The organism is Oribacterium sinus (assembly GCF_963553175.1).
GTDB lineage: Bacteria > Bacillota > Clostridia > Lachnospirales > Lachnospiraceae > Oribacterium > Oribacterium sinus_B.
In genome coordinates this window covers 1-19,986 of record NZ_CAUVME010000014.1, presented here as the reverse complement: position 1 = coordinate 19,986, position 19,986 = coordinate 1, and the positions used below count along the sequence as shown (strand labels likewise).

Genomic DNA, 19,986 nt, shown 5'->3' with positions numbered 1-19,986 from the left:
CGGGGCCCCTTGTGAAAAAAAGGCTTTATCCATGGCAGCAATATTGTTTTGTTTCACCCGGAAAAGCCCGGAATTTTAAGAAAATGGAGGAATAAATATATCTCTATAGTCATTCTTAATCGTCTCTCTTGGCATCAGCCTTTCTTACAGCACCGTTGCTTCTTCCTGCACAAAGGTCGGAAACTGCTTTTTCATTCCGACGAGGCTGCAGCATCCTCGGATATAACCAGTGATACTCAGTAAATCCTTCATGGGAAGCATTTCTACCTTTTTGTTTCCGGAAATCTTCGCCTTGTCGAGAATTCTGCACGCATTGGTTTTTGTTTCTTTTCCCATACTATTCTCCTAACTAGGAAACTCGTCCCTTTTCCATCTCATAAATCCGGTCAGCAAGGGACATGGTGGATTGTCTGTGAGAAACCAGCACTACAGTCTTTCCTTCTTTTTCTTTCTCTAAGGACTGCAAAATAATTCCCTCGTTTAAGACATCGAGATTACTGCTAGGCTCATCGAGAAGCAGAAGCTCCGCATCGTGAAGGAAGGCTCTTGCAAGACCTATTCGTTGCTTTTCTCCATCAGAAAGAGAATCTCCAAGCTCGCCCACCTTTGTTTCATATCCTTTGGGGAGGCTCATGATAAAGTCATGAATGCTTGCTTTCTTCGCCGCATTTTCAATCTCTTCCTGCGTAGCGGAGAGCTTTGCGACCGCAATATTTTTCCCGATGCTATCATGGAAGAGAATGGTATCCTGTGTCACATAGCTCGTCATTTTGCGAAGGCAGTCCGTATTGATTTCCTTCACATTTTTTCCGGAAAATAAAATCTCTCCCTTTTTCGTATCCCAGAAACGCATAAGCAGCTTTAAAAGAGTGGATTTTCCGGAGCCGCTGACACCGTGAATCCCGAGAACCTTTCCCTTCGGAATGTCAATCGAAACCTGCTTCAGAATGATTTCATACTGATAAGAAAATGTAAGTTTTTCGACGTTTGCACCGTTAAATTCAATATTTTCTCCGTTTGATACCTCTTCTACCGCCGGCTCCTCCTCTAAAAGGGAAAGCACCCTCTCTCCGGAGGCCAAGGTCTGGTTTAGGGTATTGGAAAGAGAAGAAAGTGCTACAACCGGTCCAAAGGAACTCATCATGGCAAGGGTGGAAAGAAGCATTTCAGAAAAGCTGACTGCATTTCTCTGATAAAGGAAAAGCATGGTAAAGAGCATTCCCCAGGAAAAAAGCTGAATCGCAAGATTCGTCACCGCACGCTGTGAGCCCTCAAAGGAGCTTAAGTTTCTCTGGAAAGCAGAGAGTCTTTTCGACCTTTCGTCCATTTCCATAGCTTGTTTTTCTCCCACATGGTATTGCTGGATTTCATCCAGACCGTAGAGACTATCCAAAACAAAGTTATTTAGCTCACCCATCTCGCTTCTAAGCGCCATTCCGGCTTCTGCGCTGCGCTTTCCGTTCCAAATGGGAAGTAGCACGCCGACAGTAAGATAGGCAAAAAAAGCAATTCCCCCAGCCAGGATATGTTGCTTTCCGATAAAAATCAGCATAATCAGCGAAGTTAAAAAGGCAATTGCAATCGGGGAAACGGTATGCGCAAAAAAGACCTCTAAGAGTTCGATGTCCGAAGTAATGACGGAGATGAGATTCCCCTTTTCCTTTCCCTCCAACTTTGCCGGGCAGAGTTTTCTTAATATGGCAAATACCTTGTGACGGATAATCGCTAAGATTCGAAAGGCAATGTAGTGGTTACAATACTGTTCGCCGTAGTGCAAGCTTCCACGTGCTACGGCAAAGAGGAAAATCACGGTAAAGAGCTTCTGCCATGAGCCTGTAACAAAAGAGATGACGCCCCCCGGCATAAATAAACCGTCTCCGGAAAGCCCATGCAAAGCAGGAAGCTCCAAAATCCCCTTTAGGATTCCGTATCCCCCGAGAATGGTCAGGAAGATTGCACATAAAAATCCCAAAACACCTAAGATAATACCGGTCAGCATTACTCCCGTAAGAGGCTTTACAAGAACGATAAGTTTCCGCATAATGGCCAAATCCGACCTTCTTTTATTCATGCTTTTCCCCTCCTTCCTCTACTGTATCTTCCCTTTCTCCTGTTTTATCCTGCAAGTCTTCCATAATCCCTTGTTCTTCAAAACCAGTATCTTTTTGTTTTTCTGTAGAACTTTCTTTACGTGTTTCGGAAAAGCTTTCCAGCTCCTTTTGTTCCTTAAACAAACGGCTGTAGCTGCCTCCCTTTTTAAGGAGCTCCTCATGCTTTCCGGCTTCCGCCACTCTACCGTTTTCCAACATGAAAATACAATCACTCCCTACAACATTAGCCAGCCTATGGGAAATCAAGAGAATCGTTCTGCTCTTTGCAAGCTCATGAATGACCTCCATAATCCTTTCTTCACTTTCCGCATCAATATTCGATGTCGCTTCATCAAAAATATAGACCGGAGTATCGTGGAGAAGTGCTCTTGCAAGAGAAAGTCTCTGTTTCTGCCCTCCGGAAATATTGGTACCATTCGAAAGGAGCGGCATAGCAAGTCCGCCCTGTGCTTCTATAAAGGAGAGGAGGTTTACCTTTTTTAAGGCTTCCTTCATCTCCTCCTCTGTTGCACCGGGATTTCCAAGAAGAAGATTATCCCGCACAGTCCCCTTAAAGATCCAACTGTCATGCCCGATCATCGTCATTTTATCGAGGACAGACCGAGACGAAAATTCCGTAAGCTCTCTGCCGTTTAACTTTACGGAGCCTTTGTAGCCCTTATTTTTCCCCATAAGAATCCCGGCTATAGTGGATTTTCCGGATCCGGAAAGACCCACGAGGGACACAAAGGAATAGGCAGGAATTTCCAATTCGACATCACGAAGGATTTCCCGACTCTCCTCATAGGAAAAGCAAAGTTTCTCCATAGAAATCCGTATTTCTTTTTCTTCCAGTACAGCTTTCCCGTCTTCCGCTTCCGGAAGATCCAGGAAAGCAAAGATTCGGTCACTTGCCTTCATGCCGTTCATGCCGATATGAAAGAAGCTTCCGAGCAGTCGCATGGGGAGAAAGAATTCCGCCGCAAGGAGGGTAATCATTAAAACATCGGAAAGAGAAATTGCCCCTTTGGAAAATTGACCAAGTGCCGAGATGATCCCGACCGCCGCCCCGCCGTAAGCGATAATATCCATCACCGAAGTACTGTTTAACTGCATGGAAAGCACCTTCATCGTGATTTTCCGGAAAAGCTCCGCTTCCCTGTCCATGTCCTCCGCTGCAGCCTGATCCGCCTGATAAATCTTTAAGGTGGTCATGCCCTGCAGCTTTTCCAAAAAGCTGTCGCCAAGTCCATAATAGATTGCAAAATAGTTACTGAGTAATTTTTTGGCTACAATCATAACAAGCATAATGACAATAGGAATAAGAGGCACAGCAAGTAGGAGGAGCAGTGCCGTTTGAACGCTGATGCGCGAGAGGATAAAGAAGAGGGTAATCGGAGCCAAAAGGGAGTAGAAGAACTGACTTAAGTACCTTCCGAAATAGGTTTCCAGCTGTTCCACGCCTTCTCCTGCCATTTGCACGATTTCCGCGCTGTTTACGCTTTCTCGATAAGCCGGTCCGAGGGCAAGCATTTTCCCATAAATCTTATTGCGAAGGATTCGTTTCACATCCGCACTGGCATGAAAGCTCGCCTTTGTATACAGGCGGTCGCAGAGAAAGCGAAAGCCCAGTCCGAGCAGAACAATCCCCATAGTCAGGGCTATTCCCTCCGTACTTAATTTCTTCTGCCAAGCATTCTCTAAGAGATGAGCAATATTGTACACAATCACGACCTGTGCAAGGAGTGAAATCCATTGCCATACTATCTGCTGTACGATATACTTTCCGGCTCCCTCTAAGAGCCGAATCAAACGCATTTTAATCATTAATTCTCCCTTTTCTTTTATCTATTTACACTTTCCTTTTCCATCATTTCAGTTTTATCCCCTAAGCATCCGGCTTTTTTCCCGCTTTCTTATTTTTCATTCCCTCTACCGCATGAGAAATCGATAAGAGCGGATGATGGAGCAGCATACTCGGTCCGCTTATCCGCATGACCGTCCGAATCTTCTCCCGCATTTCCGGCGAATAGCAGTGTACCGGGCAATAACTGCAGAAACTCTTTTTTTCCATAAAAGGACAACGGGCAATCCTCGATATGGCATAGTCCGAAAGCGCCTTACATTCTTCGCAAAGTGCCCCGGATCCACCGTGCTTCTTCTTGCAGTATAGAGAAATCATCTCCGAGATCAAACGGATTTCACCCTGTCTCTTCTTTTCAATCTGCTCTGAATTCATAAAGCGCATTCCCTTTCTTTGCCAATAGAGTAAAGATTTTGTCAGTTGCTAAAGGAATAAAAAGAGAGTAATCATTAACACTTTGATACAATGGTTTCGACTAAAAAACTATGCAAAGGAGATTACTCTAATGGATATTGTAGCACTATTGGAGGTTTTGGCAAAAGGCTTACTTGACGCAGAGAACAAATATAGTGGCTTTTCTCTTGTAATTTATGATTTTCGAAATACAATGAAAAGTAAAGGATTTGTCTTGTGCTTTACTTTAAGATTAGGAGGAAGAGGATGGCAGAGCTACAGTATAATTTGATTGATGATTGGGAAAAGAAAGAGGTGGATCTTCCTGCATTGGAAGAAGCTTTAGAGCAGGGAAGCTCTGATCGTTATAGTGGAAAGGTATTTCATGATATTGCCGCAAAGTGGAAGAAATACAAGAAAAGGGGCATTTCGAATCTTTACCTTTTAAAGGAAGCTGAAGATGAAGGTCTGGCTTGTGCGTACTATGCTTATTCGATTACAAATGGTGTGATAGAGGAGGCACAGCTGGAAAATTTGCGTGCGCTTTGCGCAGAGAAGCTCTCTACTGGAGAAATGCGTGCCAGTGCATCCTTCTGTAAGGCATCTGAATGGTGGGATACCAATCCTACTTATCTTACGAAGCTGGTGGAAAAGGGAGAGGCAGATAGGCTGTATGAATACCTGAGTGCACAGCTGTTCCCCCAAGGGATAGTTCTCACCTCTCTAAGTGCGAAAATGAATGCTAAAGAAGAGCTTGCCTGCTCGGCAATCGCTTGGGGCTTAAAGGAAGGCGGATTTTTCAAAAAAGGCGCTTACATGAGTAGAGCAATCGATAATCGCTATCTTTAAAGACGCATAGCTGTTCTGACAATTCCTAGGCCGTTAAAACGGCAAAGCCAAAATCCCCTGTTGAAACAGCATATACAGGACGGTGCCGGAGAAGATGGAAAGCAGCATATTCCGCTTCCAACAATGCATCAGGATGGTTAGTCCAAGAGAAAGAAACTCCGGTAGTCCTTGGTTTCCGCTAAATAACTGAACATTACGAAGACAATACACCAAAAGCAGAGCAAAGCTTGCGGGAGGCAGAGCCTTTCCCAGATATTGCACTGTTTTAGGGGTATTTTTTTGAAATAAGATAAAGGGCAAAAAGCGGGTCAGCATGGTGCCCAGAATACAAAGCGCTATGATAATGATGCGTTGCCATACAGTCATAAGCTTGCCTTTCTAAAAACTTCGTTTACTACATTAGCTTTTCTTCGCTTCCATAAATTGCCTTTCCAGCTTAGGCTTTGCCAGGAGGAAAATGCTTAGGATGCCAAGCATAGCAGGTAGGATGAAATGCTCTGCTTTAAAAATTACTAGGGAAAGGATGGATACCCCCAGTCCCAGCAGAGAAGAAAAATGATTTTTCTCCTTCAAAAACTGATCTAAGAAAATCACCGCAAAGAGAGCAGTCATGACAAAATCAATCCCCTCTGTGGAAAAAGGCAGGACATTTCCAAGAAGCGTACCAAGACAGGAGCCTAGCACCCAGTAGATTTGATTTAAGAGTGTCACAAAAAACATAAACCAGCCGGGATCCACCCCTTCCGGTATTTTTGTACTATAATTAATACTGAAACTTTCGTCGCACATGCCGAAGATTAGATAAAAATGCTTCCATCCTTTTTTGGGGAATTTATCCAGCATGGCAATGCCGTAGAACAGATGTCGAAGCTGAATCATAATAGCCAGAAAAAGCGTTTCCATAGGAGCGAAAGGACCTAATAGAAATCCTACAGCCAAGAGCTCTAAGGAACCGCCGTAGATTAAGGAAGCCATAAAGAAGGTGTAGACCACGGAAAGGCCGGCGCTGTGCATATAGATACCGTAAGCAAAGCCCAGAAATAAAAAGCCGGTTAAGATGGGAACGGTATGAGGGAAGGCGGCCTTTAGCGCCTTTTTTTGCTGTTCATGAAGCATAAAACAAAATCTCCTTCTATAAAGTTCTTTAGTTGTAGAGCCTTTCGGATTAAAGTAAAAACCGGCTGGACTAAATAGGATAAGGAGTCTCAACTAAAGAAAAAAACAGCAATAGTCTATAAATTTTTTTTATGAATTTCAAGGGAAAGGCGGAAAAAAATTTCCATAAAAAGAGGAGAATACTATAGGAAATATACCAATTTGATATTTCTAAAAATATTCGTTATACTTCCAGTAAAAAAAAAAGGGTGTCCCACTACCGTTAAAGGTGGAGCATTAAAGAAGGTGTCTCACTACCTATATCCCAAAGGTGAAGCATTAAAGCTAACAGAGGGGGGTTATCCTCTCTGTTTTTTTTAGGAGAATCCAATGGCAGAAGCGATTAAATATGGATTTTACGCTGTAAATCCTGATTATCTTGAATATCTCAATCAAATAGATTCAGAAGTTTATACAACCTATCATATAGGAACAGTATTAAACCATTTGTTGGAATAGAAAACTATAATTATTTTATTCCAATATCTTCTGCAAAGGAAAAACACAAAAGATGGAAAAATGTTTCTGATGAGCAAAGATAATGCTTTATCTATCATTTTTTCAGCAGTATTTCGAAAAAGTTCCAGCCGATTGCTGTCCGACAAACAAGCAATTTTTCTCATAGCACTTCACCTTCACATATTTTACGAATGGCATCATAAATCCAGTCTGTAGACTCTTTAGCTTCTTGCAAACAAGCTTGTTTTTCTTCTTTTGATAATTTCTTCCTTAGATAGTCTATGGTGTCAGACTTTACATTATTTTTTCCTAAAGCTTTTAATGCTTGAATGACAAGGCTGGTCATATAGGAGAGTCCGGTGATTTCTTTGTTTGTTCTATGCTTAAATTCAATTTCTGTGTTATTCCACTTATAGCTTTTATAGGGGCCGTCACTAATGTAGGACCAGCTTGTACTTACTTGTGTAGATAGACCTAAAAGATTAAGAGCAGTGTTTCCACATGGGGCGATAGTCCAGTGGTAACTCCTAGCTAGGGCTTTAACCACAGTGTCAGGATTGATTGCGACATACTCATCCAGTAATTTACTGTACTTTGGCTTTTCATAAACACCGTTGAATACTCTACGAAGAGTGTCCTTTTGTGCTAAGCGATTCAGAGTTCGGCGGACAGTATCTGTATTGGCGATGTCAGCAAAATCTGAATTCACGAAGACACTACTCTCCGGAGCTTTATGGATTCGATCTTGAATTTGTTTAGCGTATCCTTCAGCCAAGAGCTTCACCTCCTTTGTCCCGAATAATATATAGTATTCGAGACAAAATGGAAATAGCCTTTATAGGCGTACTTCGTATTGGTGCATTTCATAAATTGTGATATTATCATTTCATAAGAATGCAGTGTTAGAAACTAATTTTACTGCTATTTGGACGCTTAAGCATATAAGGAGTAACACTCTTATGATTAATGAAATATTATTTATGGAAATTAGATTATTAGGAGAGTTTTGTCAAAAATATAAAATGAGTCGGGCTGCTGCCAATGCCCTCTTCTCAAAATATAAAATTTGGCAATATATAGAGTCATGCTATGACATTTTCCATATCAATGGTGATGAGTACAATTTAGATGAAATTAGCACTGTTTTGAAGGCGAAAGGAGCGATTTTGTGAAGCTAAGCTTTCAGGAGGCAAGAAAATATGTCATTTGAAAAAATGAATATATGTGCAGACATGATACTCACAAATGCTATTGAGGATATGGCTGAGGAGGAGAATATCTCCATTGAAGAGTCGAGAAATAGGCTCTTAAGCTCCAATGCGTGCAAGTGTCTTTATAATTTTGATTCAGGATTGTGGAAGGAAGGATCCGACTATTTTCTGGACTACTATAGGAGATCCGAGCAAAAAGTAAGCGGCTAAACCATCATTTTCAAATCATCGTTTTCAAATCATAACTTTCCCTAAAATTTATTGCATAGAACTTCTTTTCAGAGTATTCTTGAGCGGTATTGAATTTAAGGGGGAGAGAAGATGTTTTCTATACTGTTGTTCATGATTTATCTGGCTTTTGTCAGTCTTGGGCTGCCGGATGCTTTGCTGGGCTCTGCCTGGCCGATCATGTATCAGGAATTTGCTGTTCCCGTATCCTATTCGGGAACAGTTTTTATGATTATTTGCGGAGGAACGATTCTCTCCAGCTTAAACAGCGAAAAATTGAATCGTCGCTTTGGAACGGGGAAAATTACGGCAATTTCGGTGTTTTTAACCGCCATTGCCTTATTCGGTTTTTCCATTAGCCATAGCTTCCTTATGCTCTGTCTTTTTGCCATTCCCTATGGTTTGGGAGCAGGTTCTGTGGATGCGGCTTTAAACCATTATGTGGCTCTGCACTATTCCAGCAGACACATGAGCTGGCTACATTGTATGTGGGGCCTGGGCGCCTCCGTAGGTCCTTATATCATGGGCTTTGTTTTACAAAGAGGAGAGCCTTGGAATAGGGGCTATCTGATTGTTTCTATAATTCAGTTTATTCTGGCTATCATTCTTTTTTGCAGTCTCTCCTTATGGAAGAAAAATCCGGAGGAGCTTACGGAAAATGCAGCAAGCACTGCAAAACAAGAAGCCCCCAAACAAGAAGCCCCTAAACAAGAAGCTCCCAAACAAGAAGCCCCCAAACAAAGAGCGCTTAGTCTTAGAGAGGTCTTTGCCATTCCCGGAGCCAAGGAAAGCTTGGCCAGCTTCTATGGCTACTGCGCCTTGGAGCAAACCGTGGGCTTATGGGCAGGCTCTTTCATGGTTCTTGCCCTTGGCATGGAGGAAAAATTAGCCGCCTCCTATGTGGCACTATTCTATTTCGGCATTACCTTCGGCCGTTTTCTTTCCGGCTTTTTTACCATGAAATGGAAGGATGAGCAGTTGGTACTGGGGGGAAGCGCCATTGTCTTCTTCGGCATTTTTCTCCTCTTTACGCCCTGGAGTAAGGCTATGGTACTGCCGGCCTTAATTCTCATCGGCCTGGGCTGTGCCCCGGTTTATCCTTCCGTAATTCATTCCACCCCCTATAACTTTGGGGTGGAGCATTCCTCTGCCCTGATTGGAGCACAAATGGCCTCAGCCTATGTGGGAACCTTGATTATGCCTCCCTTCTTTGGGGTTCTGGGACGCAGCTTCAGCATGAAGCTCTTCCCCTATTACTCCATGTTCCTTTTGCTTTTTATGGTTTTTACCTATAGAAGAATGCTTCAAGTCACCAAGAAGGCAAGGCGGGAGAAGCGATAAGGAGCTTTTTCTATAGCAGTCAGCCAAAGAACGAATACGAAAGATATTTACTTTTGCAACAAACTGTTGCGCCGAGGGAACGGCGACAGCAAGTCAGCACATTAAAGAAAGGATGGACATCCTATGCAAAAAGTACATGAAGAACTGGAACGTATTTTGCCCAAGGCCATCGCCTTGGCGGAAGACATTTTCAAAAACCCGGAGCTGGGCTATAAGGAATTTCGGAGCCGAGAAAAGGTGGAAGAGGCCTTACAGGATGCGGAGATTCCCTTTACCGAGGTGGCTTACACAGGACTTATGGCGACTTTGGATTCCGGAAAGGAAGGTCCCTGCATCGGCTTAGTTGCAGAGTTTGATGCGGTGCCGGTTCTGGGACATCCCTATGCCTCAAGCGACCAAAATGCCGCCCACGCCTGCGGCCACTATGCCCAGACCGGGGTGATGCTTTCCGTATTTTTGGCGCTGAAGGAAGCCGGGATTATGGAACAGCTTCCGGGAAAGGTGAAGCTTTTCTTCACTCCTGCGGAAGAATTCTGCGACATGGATTATCGAAGAAATCTCATTAGAGAGGGGAAGGTTTCCCATTCCTCCGGCAAGCAGGAAATGATTTCACTGGGACTTTTTGATGAATGTGCGGTGCTTCTGTCCTGCCACAGTATGGGGCTCATCGACACGGACTATCAGGCCGAGGTGGGGGCTTCCTTAAACGGCTTCTGCCAAAAGAAGGTCACTTTCCTGGGCACTGAGGCACATGCCGGGGCCAGCCCTCATTTGGGGGTAAATGCCCTTCATGCCATGACTTTAGCGATTTCCGCCATCAATGCCCTTCGGGAAAGCTTTCCGGAGGAGGATTGCATCCGGGTGCATTACATCGTAACCGAGGGAGGACAGACGGTGAATTCCGTTCCTTCCAGAACCAAGATGGAAATGTATATTCGAGGAAAGACTGTAGAGGCCATCCGAAGTACGGAGAGAAAGGTGGACCGGGCTTTACGGGGAGCGGCTCTGGCCATAAACTGCGACCTGGAAATCCAAAATACCCCGGGCTACCTTCCCTTAGAGCAGGATCCGGCACTTACGGAACTGGTACGGAGCCAGATTCTTCGTTATATGCCGGAAAGTCGGATTGCGGAGGGAACCCACGGCACAGCCTCCGGGGACATGGGAGACCTGTCCATGCTCTTTCCCACGGTGGAAATCGGCATTTCCGGCTTCAAGGGACGGATTCACGGCCGAGACTTCGGCACGGAAAATGAAAGGGAGGCCTATCAGATTCCCGCCCACTATTTTGTGGATACGGTCATGCGACTTTTGGAAAACGAGGGGGCGGAAGCCAAAAGAATCCAAGAGAGCTTTGTACCCAAATTCAAGAAGGAGAACTATCTGGCAGAGCTGGATAGACTTCATACAAGTTTATTTTACGAAAGGGAGAAGGAATAATGAGAAAAAAGAACTGGATTTTAGGATTGAGTGCAGTAGGCATGATGGCTATTTTGGCAGCTTGCGGAGGCAATGCAAATGCTAAAGCCACCACCGCTACAGAGGCCGCGAAGGAGGGAACTACCCCGGCAGCTAAGGAGGAGAAGGCGGAAGGCAATAAGGAAAGTAACGGCAAGAAGCTGAAGGTCACCCTTTTGGTTACCGGTTCCTTCGGAGACAAGGCCTTTAACGATTCCGCGCAGGCAGGAATGAAGAAGATTCAGGAAGAGCTTTCCGACAAGGCGGAAGTGACCATGGTGGAAATGGGGAACGACAAGACCAAGTTTGAAGGGGCTATGCAGGATGCTTCCGAGTCCGATGCGGATTTGATTATCACCGGTCTTTGGGACATGAAGGAAATCACCGAGAAGATTGCCCAGGAATATCCGGAGAAGAAGTACATCCTTTTCGATACTGCTGTAGACTATACTTTGGGAGACCTTTCCAATGTATATTCCATGAGCTATAAGCAAAATGAGGGTGCCTTCCTGGCCGGTGTTTTGGCAGCAGGGGTAACCAAGTCTTCCATGCCTTATGCAAATGAAGACAATATCATCGGTTTCGTAGGGGCAAAGGATACCGCTGCGGTCATCAATGACTCTGCAGTAGGATACATTCAGGGCGCAAAGTTTATGGATCCTGAGGTAAAGGTATTGGTTTCCTATGTAGGCTCCTATGTGGATTCCGCTACAGCAAAGGATCTGGCATTAACCCAGTATGCCAACAATGCGGACACCGTTTTCGTGGCAGCAGGTCCTGCCAGCGTAGGGGTTATCGAGGCTGCGGCGGAAAGCAAGAAGTATGTTATCGGGGTAGACTCCGACCAGGCGGAAGCTTATGCCGGAAAGCCTGAGCAGGAATACATCATTTCCTCCGCCATCAAAAATGTGGGAGAGAGCCTGTATCTTTCCGTGGAAAAGGCGGCAGAGGACAAGCTTCCCTTCGGTGAGGCGGAGGTGCTGGGCCTTAAGGACGGCGTAGTCGGTATTGCGGAAAATGACATTTACAAGAAGGAAGTACCGGAAGACGTACAGAAGAAGGTAGAGGACGCAAAGCAGGATATCCTTGGCGGCAAGGTGACTGTAGACACTGCTTACGGTATGGAAGAAAGCAAGTTAAAGAGCATTATCAGCGGCGAATAAATCCCGACAAAATCTTCGCTTGCCCGGCAAGCTTTTTCGGAGCGTAGAGTTGGCAAAGGCTTTGCAAGCTTTTCTAAAGAAAGGCTAAGTGGAGAATCAGTTACAGCATAGAATCAGGAATATTAACAGGAGGAACTGTGGAAGTCATAGCAGGAAGAGGACTTTACCAGATCTATCCCGGTGGCGTTTTGGCCAATGAAGACGTGAATCTCTCCGTGGAAAAAGGAGAGATTCATGCTTTAGTAGGGGAAAATGGAGCAGGCAAGTCCACATTGATGAAGATGCTCTATGGAGAAATCGCCCCCACCAAGGGGAAAATACTGGTAAAGGGAGAGGAAGTGGAGTTTCATTCCTCCAAAGAAGCCATGGAAAAAGGCATCGGCATGGTACACCAGCATTTTATGCAGATTCCTTCCATGACGGTGGCGGAGAATCTGGTGCTGGGAACCGGCAAGTCTTTATTTGTTGACCGTAAAAAAGCGGTGGAGGAATGTAAGGCACTTTCCGAAAAATACGGTCTGCAAGTGGAGGCGGAAAAAAAGGTTTCCGACATCTCCATTGCCATGCGACAGAAGCTGGAAATATTAAAGGCGCTTTATAGAGGAGCGGAAATCTTTATTCTGGACGAGCCCACAGCGGTGCTGACGCCCCAGGAAACCGAGGAGCTTTTTGTGCAGCTTCGGAGCTTGCGGGAAAAGGGGCATACCATCCTCTTTATTTCCCATAAATTGCAGGAAGTAAAGGCTCTTTGCGACAGAATGACCATTCTCCGGGACGGAAAGACCATGGGAACCTATGGGGTGGAAAGCCTGTCGGAGGCGGACATTTCCCGACTGATGGTGGGAAGAGAAATTCGTCTGGATATCGAGAAAGAGCCATTTTCTCCGGGGAAAAAGGTCTTTTCCGGGAAAAACATTTTCCTGCGGGGAGAGGGGGGAAAGGCGATTTTACAAAATCTGTCCTTCTCTCTTTCCGAGGGAGAAATTCTGGGGATTGCCGGTATTGACGGAAATGGACAAAATGAGCTTTGTCAGGTCTTAGTGGGAACGCTTCCGGCAAATGGAGCAGAGCTTCAGCTCTTTTCCCAGGACTTTTCCGCATTTTCCGTACAGAAGCGACAGGACCTGGGAATTTCCTATGTGTCGGAGGATCGCTTCCTTTACGGCTCTGCGCCCAAGCTTAGCTTGGAGGAAAATGCCATTTCCCGCAGCTATCGGGAGAAGGCGCTTTTTTCCTTCGGGCTTTTAAACAGCGGAAAGATTCAGGCCTTTACCAAGAAGGTCCTTTCGGCCTTTTCCGTAAAATACAAAAATACCAAGCAGGATGTGAAGTCCCTTTCCGGCGGAAATGCCCAGAAGCTGATTTTCGGGCGGGAATATGAGGCCAATCCTCATTTGTTCATCCTGAATCAGCCCACCAGAGGAATTGATGTGGGCGCTATTGCCTTTATCCGAAAGAAAATTTTGGACATGCGGAAGAATAAGAAGGCGGTGCTACTCATTTCCGCAGATCTCGGGGAGCTTCTGTCCCTAAGTGACCATATTCTTGTGATGCATGAGGGGCGCTTTGTGGGCTATCTGGACAATGACGGCAGTCTGACGGAGGAGGAGCTGGGCTTATATATGTTGGGCGTTAAAGAAGACAGTCAGGAGAGAATAGGAGAGGCTTATGAGCAGTAAACAACAATTTCAGCTTTTTCGTTTTATCCTGGCGCTGGGCATATCCCTTGGCATTTCCATGCTGATTATCTTTTTAGTAAGTAAGGAGCCCTGGACAGCCATTTCCTACCTGCTTTTGGGTCCCCTTGGCAGTATGCGGCATTTTCTTTCCATCTTTGCCCAGGCCACCCCGCTGATATTCACCGGACTTGCCCTAAGCCTTTGCTTTAAGTCGGGAAACTTTTCCATGATAACGGATGCCTGCCTCTATATTTCTGCGGTGCTTACCGCGACCTTGGCTATCCGTATGAGCCTGCCCTTCCCTCTGCACCCCTTAGTGATTTTACTATTGGCGGCAGTGATGGGAGGAATCATCGGAAGCCTGCCGGCATTGGCGAAGCTATATTTTAAAGCCAATGAGCTGGTCACTTCCTTGATGCTAAACTATGTCTTTTTCTATCTGGGACTCTTTACCATCAGCAAATACTTTGCGGATCGGGAGGCAGGAACCTTTGCTTCCTTAAAGTATGCCAAAACTGCGGTGCTGCCGATTTTGGTGAAGGGCAGTAAGCTACACCTGGGCTTTTTCCTGGCCCTGCTTTTGGCGGTACTTTTCAGCATTTTGCTGTACAAAACCCGCTTCGGCTATGAGCTTCGGCTTTCCGGAAGCAATCCTTCCTTTGCGAAAATGGTGGGCATTTCCTCCTCAAAGGTTATCCTCCTGACCCAGGTTCTGGCGGGAATGGTGGCCGGCCTGGGAGGGGCGGTGGAGCAAATGGGTATGTATCAGCGTTTTAACTGGCAGGAGTCCCCCTCCTATGCCTGGGACGGGGTGATTATTGCCATTCTTTCCCGAAATAATCCGGCGCTGGTGCCCTTTTCCGCCCTCTTCCTGGCCTATATCCGTGTGGGCGCGGATATCATGTCCAGAAAGTCCGATGTGCAAAATGAACTGGTAGCCTTGATTCAGGCTTTACTGATTCTCTTTGTTACCGCGGAGGCCTTCCTTTCCGGCTGGGAGCATAGAAGAGAAGTGAAGGAATCCTTGGCAGCGACGGACACCGCTCTGCCGGAATCGGGAAAGGAGGAGGCATAATGGGAGAATTGCTATCCATTTTGGGAAAGGAAGACTTTTACTTTGCCATGCTCCGTACCGCAACCCCGGTACTTCTTACGACCTTAGGGGCAATGACAGCCTCCCGGGCAGGAGTCAGCAACATTGCATTAGAAGGAACCATGCTTTTTGCCGCCTTCTTCGGGGTGATTGTCAGTGCCTTTAGCCAAAGCGCTTTTCTGGGCTTTTTGGCGGCGGTAGGAATTGGCCTTTTGATATCCCTGCTTCTGTCCTACTTTATCTTGGAGCTACATTCCAACGGAATCCTTTCCGGTATTGCCTTGAACACCTTAGCTTCCGGAGGAACCGTATTTCTTCTGTTTTTGATTACCGGGGAAAAGGGAGCTTCCACTTCTTTACACAGCTTAAAGCTTCCGGCTTTAAATATCCCTTTGCTGGAGAATATTCCCTTTGTGGGAAAGATTCTTTCCGGACAGCATATCCTGACCTATGTAAGCTTGATTTTGGTTTTTGTCATCGCAGCTCTTTTTAAGAAGAGCCGATTGGGGATGGAAATTATTGCGGTGGGAGAGAACCCGGAGGCGGCGGAATCCCTGGGAATTTCCGTAAAACGGGTGAAGCGAACAGCACTTCTCATCAGCGGAGCCTTAACCGGTATGGCAGGAGCCTTTCTTTCCATGGGCTATGTGGGATTGTTCTCCGCAGGAATGACTGCGGGACGAGGCTATATTGCTTTGGCGACCCAGGCCATCGCAGGAGGAAATGCCTATCTGGCCTTCCTCGCTTCCCTACTCTTCGGCTTCTGCCAAAGCATGGCCAACTACCTGCAAAACACCGGAGTACCACTACAGTTTATTCAGTTAATCCCTTACCTTAGTATTGTTGTAGCCTATTGTGCATATTGCAGGGCAAAGTTGAAACGATAAACTAAAAATAGAATGGGATTCATTTGATGTGAAACGTTATGAAGATAAGTAAAGCCGGCGAAGGGAAGGACTGCAAAAATCAATAAATGAAGCGATTGCAGTGTGGGTCTGTAAGAGGGACAATCTGAGCTCTCAGGTATTTACGAAAACTGGCGAAGGGAAGGACTGTAGAAATCAATCTGGTGAAGCGACCGAAGCAGTATAGGCATGGAAGAGAGCAATCTGAGCCCATCGAAACTTACCTAAAGCCGGCGAAGGGAAGGACTGTAGAAACCAATAAGATGAAGCGAATGATGCAGTATGGGTCTGTAAGAGGGGCAATCTGAGCCCGTCAGTACTTACTGAAAGCGAGCTAAAGCGAAGCTTGAAGTTAGTACTGCTACGAAGGCGAAGTTAGCGGGAGCGTGCCCCGCTTACAGACCCATACTGCATCAGAGCACATCGTCACATAGAATACAGTCCTTCCCCTCGCAGGGCGAGGTTAGCGATAGCGTGCTCGATTTCATACCTATACTGCTTTGGAGCTTATCACCTGAATGCTTATAGCCCTTCCCTTCGCAGAGGCGAGGCTAGCGGGAGCGTACCCCAATTATAGACCCACACTGCATCGGAGCGAGCCTTAAAAACCAAAAGAGAAACTATTTTTGTATAGTTTCTCTTTTTTTCTTGGCCAAATTTTAGAAAAACCATAGTATTTTTGTAGGAGTTCTACAAAAATGAAGGATAAAAGAAGAAAAAAAGGTATGGATATTCATTAAATTCGGTAAAAAATATACGTAAAATAACGCCTTCCTATTAATTAAATTATTGGATAAATTAAATTTAAATTAATATAAAATAGAATTATATTGACAAGAAAGGTTAAACTAACTATTATTTATCTTGCAATTTCTTCTAATTTTATTATTTTAATAAAAAATTTAAAGGGTATAAATCGTGTTTTAGAAAGAGAAAATTGAATAAGGATATCCCGGGAAAAACCGAACCCTCTTTGGAAAAGGAAGGGGGTTGGGGGTGGTTTTGGCATTTTCGTGATGAGGGAAAGGAGTATGCATGACCTACGCAGAGGAGCAAAGATTGGTTGAGGAGTTAAAATCCTTTATTTCTTCGAACTTTGTTTTAAGCCAGATTGAAGATGACGTGTTGGAGGAGAAGGTGAAGGAAGTGGTTGCCCAGAGAATCGGCAACTCTTACTGCTCCGTGGAGCAGAAGCTCTCCATCGTTCAGCAGGTTTACGGAGCCATCAGAGGCTTCGGCCTTTTGGATGCCATTTTAAAGGATGAAAGCATTACCGAGGTCATGATTAACGGCCCGGAAAACATTTTTATAGAGCAAAAGGGACATCTCTTCCAGCTGGATCGGCAGTTTGAAAGCGAGAAGAGACTGGAGGATATTATCCAAAGAATCGTAGGTTTGGCAGGCCGTGAAGTAAACCAGGCCAATCCTATTTGTGATACCACCTTACCGGACGGCTCCCGTGTCAACGTGGTGCTTCCCCCCATTGCCCTCTGCGGCCCCACCATTACCATCCGTAAGTTCTCCAAGGAGCCTATGACCATGGAGAAGCTGATTCGCTTCGGCTCCCTCACCAAGGAAATTGCGGAGAAGCTTCAGCTTTTGGTCAAGGCTCGTTACAACATCTTCGTCTGCGGCGGTACGGGTTCCGGAAAGACCACCTTTCTGAATGCCCTGTCCAACTATATTCCAAGAGACGAGCGTGTTATCACCGTAGAGGATACCGCAGAGTTACAGATTGAAAATGTAGATAACCTTGTGCGTTTGGAAACCAGAAATGCCAACTCCGCCGGCGTGGGTGAGATTTCCATGACGGATTTGATTAAGTCCTCCCTCCGAATGAGACCGGACCGTATCGTTGTGGGAGAGGTTCGTGGCCGGGAGGCGCTGGATATGCTCCAGGCCATGAACACCGGACATGACGGCTCCCTTTCCACAGGACACGCCAACTCCACCAGAGATATGTTAAGCCGTTTGGAAACCATGGTGCTGCAGGGAGCGGCAAATGTACCTCTGGAAGCCATCAAGCAGCAGATCGGTTCCGCGGTGGACATCATCATTCACCTGTCCCGTCTTAGAGACCGTTCCCGAAAGACCATGGAGATTACGGAGGTTTTAGGCTTCCATAACGGGGAAATTCTTCTGAACCCCCTCTATGTTTTTGAGGAGGACGAGCAGAGTACCGTTACCAAGGTACACGGCATTTTGAAGCGGACGGAAAATAAGATGCAGAAGGATTTTAAGCTTCGTCTGGCAGGAATCAACACGGTGATTTAAGCGCTTTGGAGGGACAAATGTTTTTTCGGAAAAAGAAGGAAAAGGAACCGGCAAGCTACCTTTCCCCCTTGGGAACGGAGCTGACCAATTACAACGTATATTATCTGAATTTCAGGGAAAAGCTTCAGGCCTTTGCCATAGCGCTGGTCATCGGCGGTGCGGTGAGTCTGGTGTTTTACGGCAATCAGTTTTTGGATGCAACAGGAAGGGCTACGAAGGCCACCATGTACGGAAATATCATCATTTTCCTGCTGGTGGGCAGTCTCTGCGGCTTCTTCTTCCTCCCTATTCGAGCAAACCAATGTAAGGAAAAACGGCTGAAGGAATTAGCCAGACAGTTCAGAGGCTTTTTGGAATCCTTGGCGGTGGCGCTGGCCAGCGGAATGAACATGCACGATTCTCTGGACAGTACCTATAAGGATATGGTGATGGAATTCGGAGAGGATGAAAAAATCACCAGGGAAACTGCGGAAATGATTCTGGGCTTACGAAACAACTTAGCCATTGAGGACATGATGCTTTCTCTGGGAAAGCGCAGTGCCAATAAGGATATCGAGAACTTTGCCATCATTTTCAACGTCAGCTACCGGGCCGGCGGAAATATCAAGGAAATCGTCCGAAGAACCGCGGACATTATCGGAGAAAAGATGGAAATCAGTGAGGAAATCCAGACGGCGATTTCTTCCAACAAGATTCAGTTTACCGCCATGATGATTATCCCGGTGGTGCTTACGGGAATGCTTAGGGGCATGGGATCCAGCTTTAATCGAAGCTTTTCCACACCCATCGGAATTGTTGCGGTGACCATCGCCATCGGCATCTTTGCGGGAGCTTATGTGATGGGACAGCGGATTATGCAGGTGGTGAAGTAAGAAGGGGAAAATGATGCGAAGCATAGCAATGATTTTAGGAACCATTCTGGCGATTTTGTTCCTGATTCAGCTTTTTCGGGGACAGAAGTACGAAGAGCTGGTGGAGGGCTTGGAAGAAAAGGATTTTCCGTTAAAGGATATCTATACCGTGGGCTTTTGCTGGGCGGAGCTACCGCCTCTTCGCTTGAGGGGCGTGCTTTTCGAGCGCCTGGAGCAAAATGCCAAGGTCTTATACGGAGAAATGTATGCGGAATACTATGCCAATGTGTATTACGCCATGGCCCTTAGCTTTTTCCACTTTATCTTATGCTTTGGCTGCCTTCTGGCAGGCTGGCAGGATAGCAGGAACTTCTTCTATCTGGGCATCTTTCTGGCGATTGTAGGGCTGATTTACGGTTGCGACTCCATGCGACAGAAGCTGGTAAAGAGAACGGAAAACTGCGAGACGGAGCTTCCGGAGGTAGTTTCCACCATGGCGATTCTGGTGAACTCCGGCATGATCCTTAGAGACGCCTGGAACATGGTGGGCGGCAGAGGGGAAGGGGACATCTACGCCCTGATGCGGGATGCCAGTGAGGATATTCGAAACGGCCATGCGGACAGTGAGGCCATAGCCAAGTTCGGAAGAGCCACCAATTCTCCGGAGATTATCAAGTTTACCAGTGCCTTAATGCAAAGTATGGGAAAGGGCGCAGGAGAGCTGCCCCTCTTTTTGGCAAGACAGTCCAGTGACCTTTGGAACGAGAAAAAGCAAAGACTCTTACAAAAGGGAGAACAGGCCTCTGCCAAGCTCTTAATGCCCATCATGCTGATTTTCTTAGGCATTATTATCATTATTTTATCCTCCGCCTTTGCGGGAATTTCCCTGTAGGAGAAGCAACGGTAGAAGAAGCAACAGTAGAAGAAGCAACAGTAGAAGAAGCAACAGTAGAAGAAGCAACAGTAGAAGAAG

General features: G+C 45.8%; 21 protein-coding genes and 1 pseudogene. 15 read left to right on the top strand and 7 right to left on the bottom strand.

Annotated features, from left to right (window positions below; all coding sequences use genetic code 11):
• Positions 1–150: 150 nt before the first annotated feature.
• The 4 genes and pseudogenes from RYO92_RS05485 to RYO92_RS05470 all read right to left on the bottom strand — a co-directional run.
• Positions 151–291: pseudogene (locus RYO92_RS05485) on the bottom strand (YbaK/EbsC family protein); the annotation flags it as partial.
• 58 nt (positions 292–349) lie between these two features.
• Positions 350–2,071, bottom strand: a complete 1,722-nt coding sequence (locus RYO92_RS05480) for an amino acid ABC transporter ATP-binding/permease protein (protein WP_007158152.1) — start codon at positions 2,069–2,071, stop codon at positions 350–352.
• Entirely contained in the window at positions 2,064–3,917 is a 1,854-nt protein-coding gene (locus RYO92_RS05475) for an ABC transporter ATP-binding protein/permease (protein WP_304069370.1), read from the bottom strand. Before RYO92_RS05475 ends, RYO92_RS05480 begins: the two co-directional genes overlap by 8 nt.
• A gap of 61 nt (positions 3,918–3,978) precedes the next feature.
• Positions 3,979–4,329, bottom strand: coding sequence for a nitrous oxide-stimulated promoter family protein (locus RYO92_RS05470; RefSeq protein ID WP_007158150.1), 351 nt, complete (start codon positions 4,327–4,329; stop codon positions 3,979–3,981).
• Positions 4,330–4,459: 130 nt separating this feature from the next.
• On the opposite strand from RYO92_RS05470, the gene RYO92_RS05465 reads away from it, so the two are divergent.
• Entirely contained in the window at positions 4,460–4,639 is a 180-nt protein-coding gene (locus tag RYO92_RS05465; RefSeq protein ID WP_040649604.1) for a hypothetical protein, read from the top strand.
• Positions 4,615–5,196: a hypothetical protein gene (locus RYO92_RS05460; protein WP_007158148.1), complete on the top strand. Its 582-nt coding sequence runs from the start codon at positions 4,615–4,617 to the stop codon at positions 5,194–5,196. Before RYO92_RS05465 ends, RYO92_RS05460 begins: the two co-directional genes overlap by 25 nt.
• Positions 5,197–5,229: 33 nt before the next feature.
• Here RYO92_RS05460 and RYO92_RS05455 read toward each other — a convergent pair whose 3' ends face one another.
• Both RYO92_RS05455 and RYO92_RS05450 read right to left on the bottom strand, forming a co-directional pair.
• The gene (locus RYO92_RS05455) at positions 5,230–5,562 is read right to left on the bottom strand and encodes a branched-chain amino acid transporter permease (protein ID WP_007158147.1); all 333 of its coding nucleotides are present in this window, start codon (positions 5,560–5,562) and stop codon (positions 5,230–5,232) included.
• Positions 5,563–5,595: 33 nt separating this feature from the next.
• Positions 5,596–6,312 carry an AzlC family ABC transporter permease gene (locus tag RYO92_RS05450; RefSeq protein ID WP_183683655.1) on the bottom strand — a complete coding sequence of 239 codons (717 nt, stop codon included), beginning with the start codon at positions 6,310–6,312 and terminating at the stop codon, positions 5,596–5,598.
• Between the two features lie 369 nt (positions 6,313–6,681).
• Between RYO92_RS05450 and RYO92_RS11145 the strand changes: the two genes are divergently transcribed.
• On the top strand, positions 6,682–6,810 hold the full coding sequence (locus tag RYO92_RS11145) for a type III toxin-antitoxin system ToxN/AbiQ family toxin (RefSeq protein WP_243155854.1): 129 nt from the start codon (positions 6,682–6,684) through the stop codon (positions 6,808–6,810).
• Complete coding sequence (locus tag RYO92_RS11140) at positions 6,789–6,893, top strand: type III toxin-antitoxin system ToxN/AbiQ family toxin (protein WP_331618437.1); 105 nt, start codon at positions 6,789–6,791, stop codon at positions 6,891–6,893. The genes RYO92_RS11145 and RYO92_RS11140 overlap by 22 nt, the downstream gene beginning before the upstream one ends.
• Before the next feature lie 77 nt (positions 6,894–6,970).
• Here the strand turns inward: RYO92_RS11140 and RYO92_RS05440 are convergent, their stop codons facing one another.
• Positions 6,971–7,594, bottom strand: a complete 624-nt coding sequence (locus RYO92_RS05440; RefSeq protein WP_442945624.1) for a DUF6088 family protein — start codon at positions 7,592–7,594, stop codon at positions 6,971–6,973.
• A gap of 175 nt (positions 7,595–7,769) precedes the next feature.
• Between RYO92_RS05440 and RYO92_RS05435 the strand changes: the two genes are divergently transcribed.
• The 11 genes from RYO92_RS05435 to RYO92_RS05385 all read left to right on the top strand — a co-directional run bounded on the left by RYO92_RS05435 (position 7,770) and on the right by RYO92_RS05385 (position 19,905).
• A complete protein-coding gene (locus RYO92_RS05435) occupies positions 7,770–7,982 on the top strand; it encodes a DUF3791 domain-containing protein (protein ID WP_183683659.1) in 213 nt (70 codons plus the stop codon).
• Positions 7,983–8,009: 27 nt separating this feature from the next.
• Positions 8,010–8,231: a hypothetical protein gene (locus RYO92_RS05430; RefSeq protein WP_315369729.1), complete on the top strand. Its 222-nt coding sequence runs from the start codon at positions 8,010–8,012 to the stop codon at positions 8,229–8,231.
• A gap of 111 nt (positions 8,232–8,342) precedes the next feature.
• Positions 8,343–9,590, top strand: a complete 1,248-nt coding sequence (locus RYO92_RS05425) for an MFS transporter (protein WP_315369728.1) — start codon at positions 8,343–8,345, stop codon at positions 9,588–9,590.
• 123 nt (positions 9,591–9,713) lie between these two features.
• Positions 9,714–11,030 (top strand): amidohydrolase, encoded by a 1,317-nt coding sequence (locus RYO92_RS05420; protein ID WP_315369727.1) that lies wholly within the window; start codon positions 9,714–9,716, stop codon positions 11,028–11,030.
• Complete coding sequence (locus tag RYO92_RS05415) at positions 11,030–12,211, top strand: BMP family ABC transporter substrate-binding protein (protein ID WP_315369726.1); 1,182 nt, start codon at positions 11,030–11,032, stop codon at positions 12,209–12,211. The genes RYO92_RS05420 and RYO92_RS05415 overlap by 1 nt, the downstream gene beginning before the upstream one ends.
• A gap of 137 nt (positions 12,212–12,348) precedes the next feature.
• A complete protein-coding gene (locus RYO92_RS05410; protein ID WP_315369725.1) occupies positions 12,349–13,890 on the top strand; it encodes an ABC transporter ATP-binding protein in 1,542 nt (513 codons plus the stop codon).
• Positions 13,880–14,965 (top strand): ABC transporter permease, encoded by a 1,086-nt coding sequence (locus RYO92_RS05405; RefSeq protein WP_315369724.1) that lies wholly within the window; start codon positions 13,880–13,882, stop codon positions 14,963–14,965. Before RYO92_RS05410 ends, RYO92_RS05405 begins: the two co-directional genes overlap by 11 nt.
• Complete coding sequence (locus RYO92_RS05400; RefSeq protein WP_314833603.1) at positions 14,965–15,870, top strand: ABC transporter permease; 906 nt, start codon at positions 14,965–14,967, stop codon at positions 15,868–15,870. The genes RYO92_RS05405 and RYO92_RS05400 overlap by 1 nt, the downstream gene beginning before the upstream one ends.
• A 1,053-nt stretch (positions 15,871–16,923) precedes the next feature.
• Positions 16,924–18,162: a CpaF family protein gene (locus RYO92_RS05395; protein ID WP_314328339.1), complete on the top strand. Its 1,239-nt coding sequence runs from the start codon at positions 16,924–16,926 to the stop codon at positions 18,160–18,162.
• Positions 18,163–18,179: 17 nt separating this feature from the next.
• Positions 18,180–19,034: a type II secretion system F family protein gene (locus RYO92_RS05390; protein WP_314634426.1), complete on the top strand. Its 855-nt coding sequence runs from the start codon at positions 18,180–18,182 to the stop codon at positions 19,032–19,034.
• Positions 19,035–19,044: 10 nt separating this feature from the next.
• Positions 19,045–19,905, top strand: coding sequence for a type II secretion system F family protein (locus tag RYO92_RS05385; RefSeq protein WP_183683677.1), 861 nt, complete (start codon positions 19,045–19,047; stop codon positions 19,903–19,905).
• Positions 19,906–19,986 lie beyond the last annotated feature (81 nt).

Excerpts from the sequence above, each read along its gene's own strand:
- RYO92_RS05385 (WP_183683677.1), top strand. The coding sequence starts at position 19,045 with ATGATGCGAAGCATAGCAATGATTTTAGGAACCATTCTGGCGATTTTG.
- RYO92_RS05480 (WP_007158152.1), bottom strand. The coding sequence starts at position 2,071 with ATGAATAAAAGAAGGTCGGATTTGGCCATTATGCGGAAACTTATCGTT.
- RYO92_RS05450 (WP_183683655.1), bottom strand. The coding sequence starts at position 6,312 with ATGCTTCATGAACAGCAAAAAAAGGCGCTAAAGGCCGCCTTCCCTCAT.
- RYO92_RS05395 (WP_314328339.1), top strand. The coding sequence starts at position 16,924 with ATGACCTACGCAGAGGAGCAAAGATTGGTTGAGGAGTTAAAATCCTTT.
- RYO92_RS05425 (WP_315369728.1), top strand. The coding sequence starts at position 8,343 with ATGTTTTCTATACTGTTGTTCATGATTTATCTGGCTTTTGTCAGTCTT.
- RYO92_RS05455 (WP_007158147.1), bottom strand. The coding sequence starts at position 5,562 with ATGACTGTATGGCAACGCATCATTATCATAGCGCTTTGTATTCTGGGC.
- RYO92_RS05475 (WP_304069370.1), bottom strand. The coding sequence starts at position 3,917 with ATGATTAAAATGCGTTTGATTCGGCTCTTAGAGGGAGCCGGAAAGTAT.
- RYO92_RS05435 (WP_183683659.1), top strand. The coding sequence starts at position 7,770 with ATGATTAATGAAATATTATTTATGGAAATTAGATTATTAGGAGAGTTT.
- RYO92_RS05420 (WP_315369727.1), top strand. The coding sequence starts at position 9,714 with ATGCAAAAAGTACATGAAGAACTGGAACGTATTTTGCCCAAGGCCATC.
- RYO92_RS05415 (WP_315369726.1), top strand. The coding sequence starts at position 11,030 with ATGAGAAAAAAGAACTGGATTTTAGGATTGAGTGCAGTAGGCATGATG.
- RYO92_RS05470 (WP_007158150.1), bottom strand. The coding sequence starts at position 4,329 with ATGAATTCAGAGCAGATTGAAAAGAAGAGACAGGGTGAAATCCGTTTG.
- RYO92_RS05430 (WP_315369729.1), top strand. The coding sequence starts at position 8,010 with ATGTCATTTGAAAAAATGAATATATGTGCAGACATGATACTCACAAAT.
- RYO92_RS05405 (WP_315369724.1), top strand. The coding sequence starts at position 13,880 with ATGAGCAGTAAACAACAATTTCAGCTTTTTCGTTTTATCCTGGCGCTG.
- RYO92_RS05390 (WP_314634426.1), top strand. The coding sequence starts at position 18,180 with ATGTTTTTTCGGAAAAAGAAGGAAAAGGAACCGGCAAGCTACCTTTCC.
- RYO92_RS05465 (WP_040649604.1), top strand. The coding sequence starts at position 4,460 with ATGGATATTGTAGCACTATTGGAGGTTTTGGCAAAAGGCTTACTTGAC.
- RYO92_RS05400 (WP_314833603.1), top strand. The coding sequence starts at position 14,965 with ATGGGAGAATTGCTATCCATTTTGGGAAAGGAAGACTTTTACTTTGCC.
- RYO92_RS11145 (WP_243155854.1), top strand. The coding sequence starts at position 6,682 with ATGGCAGAAGCGATTAAATATGGATTTTACGCTGTAAATCCTGATTAT.
- RYO92_RS05460 (WP_007158148.1), top strand. The coding sequence starts at position 4,615 with ATGGCAGAGCTACAGTATAATTTGATTGATGATTGGGAAAAGAAAGAG.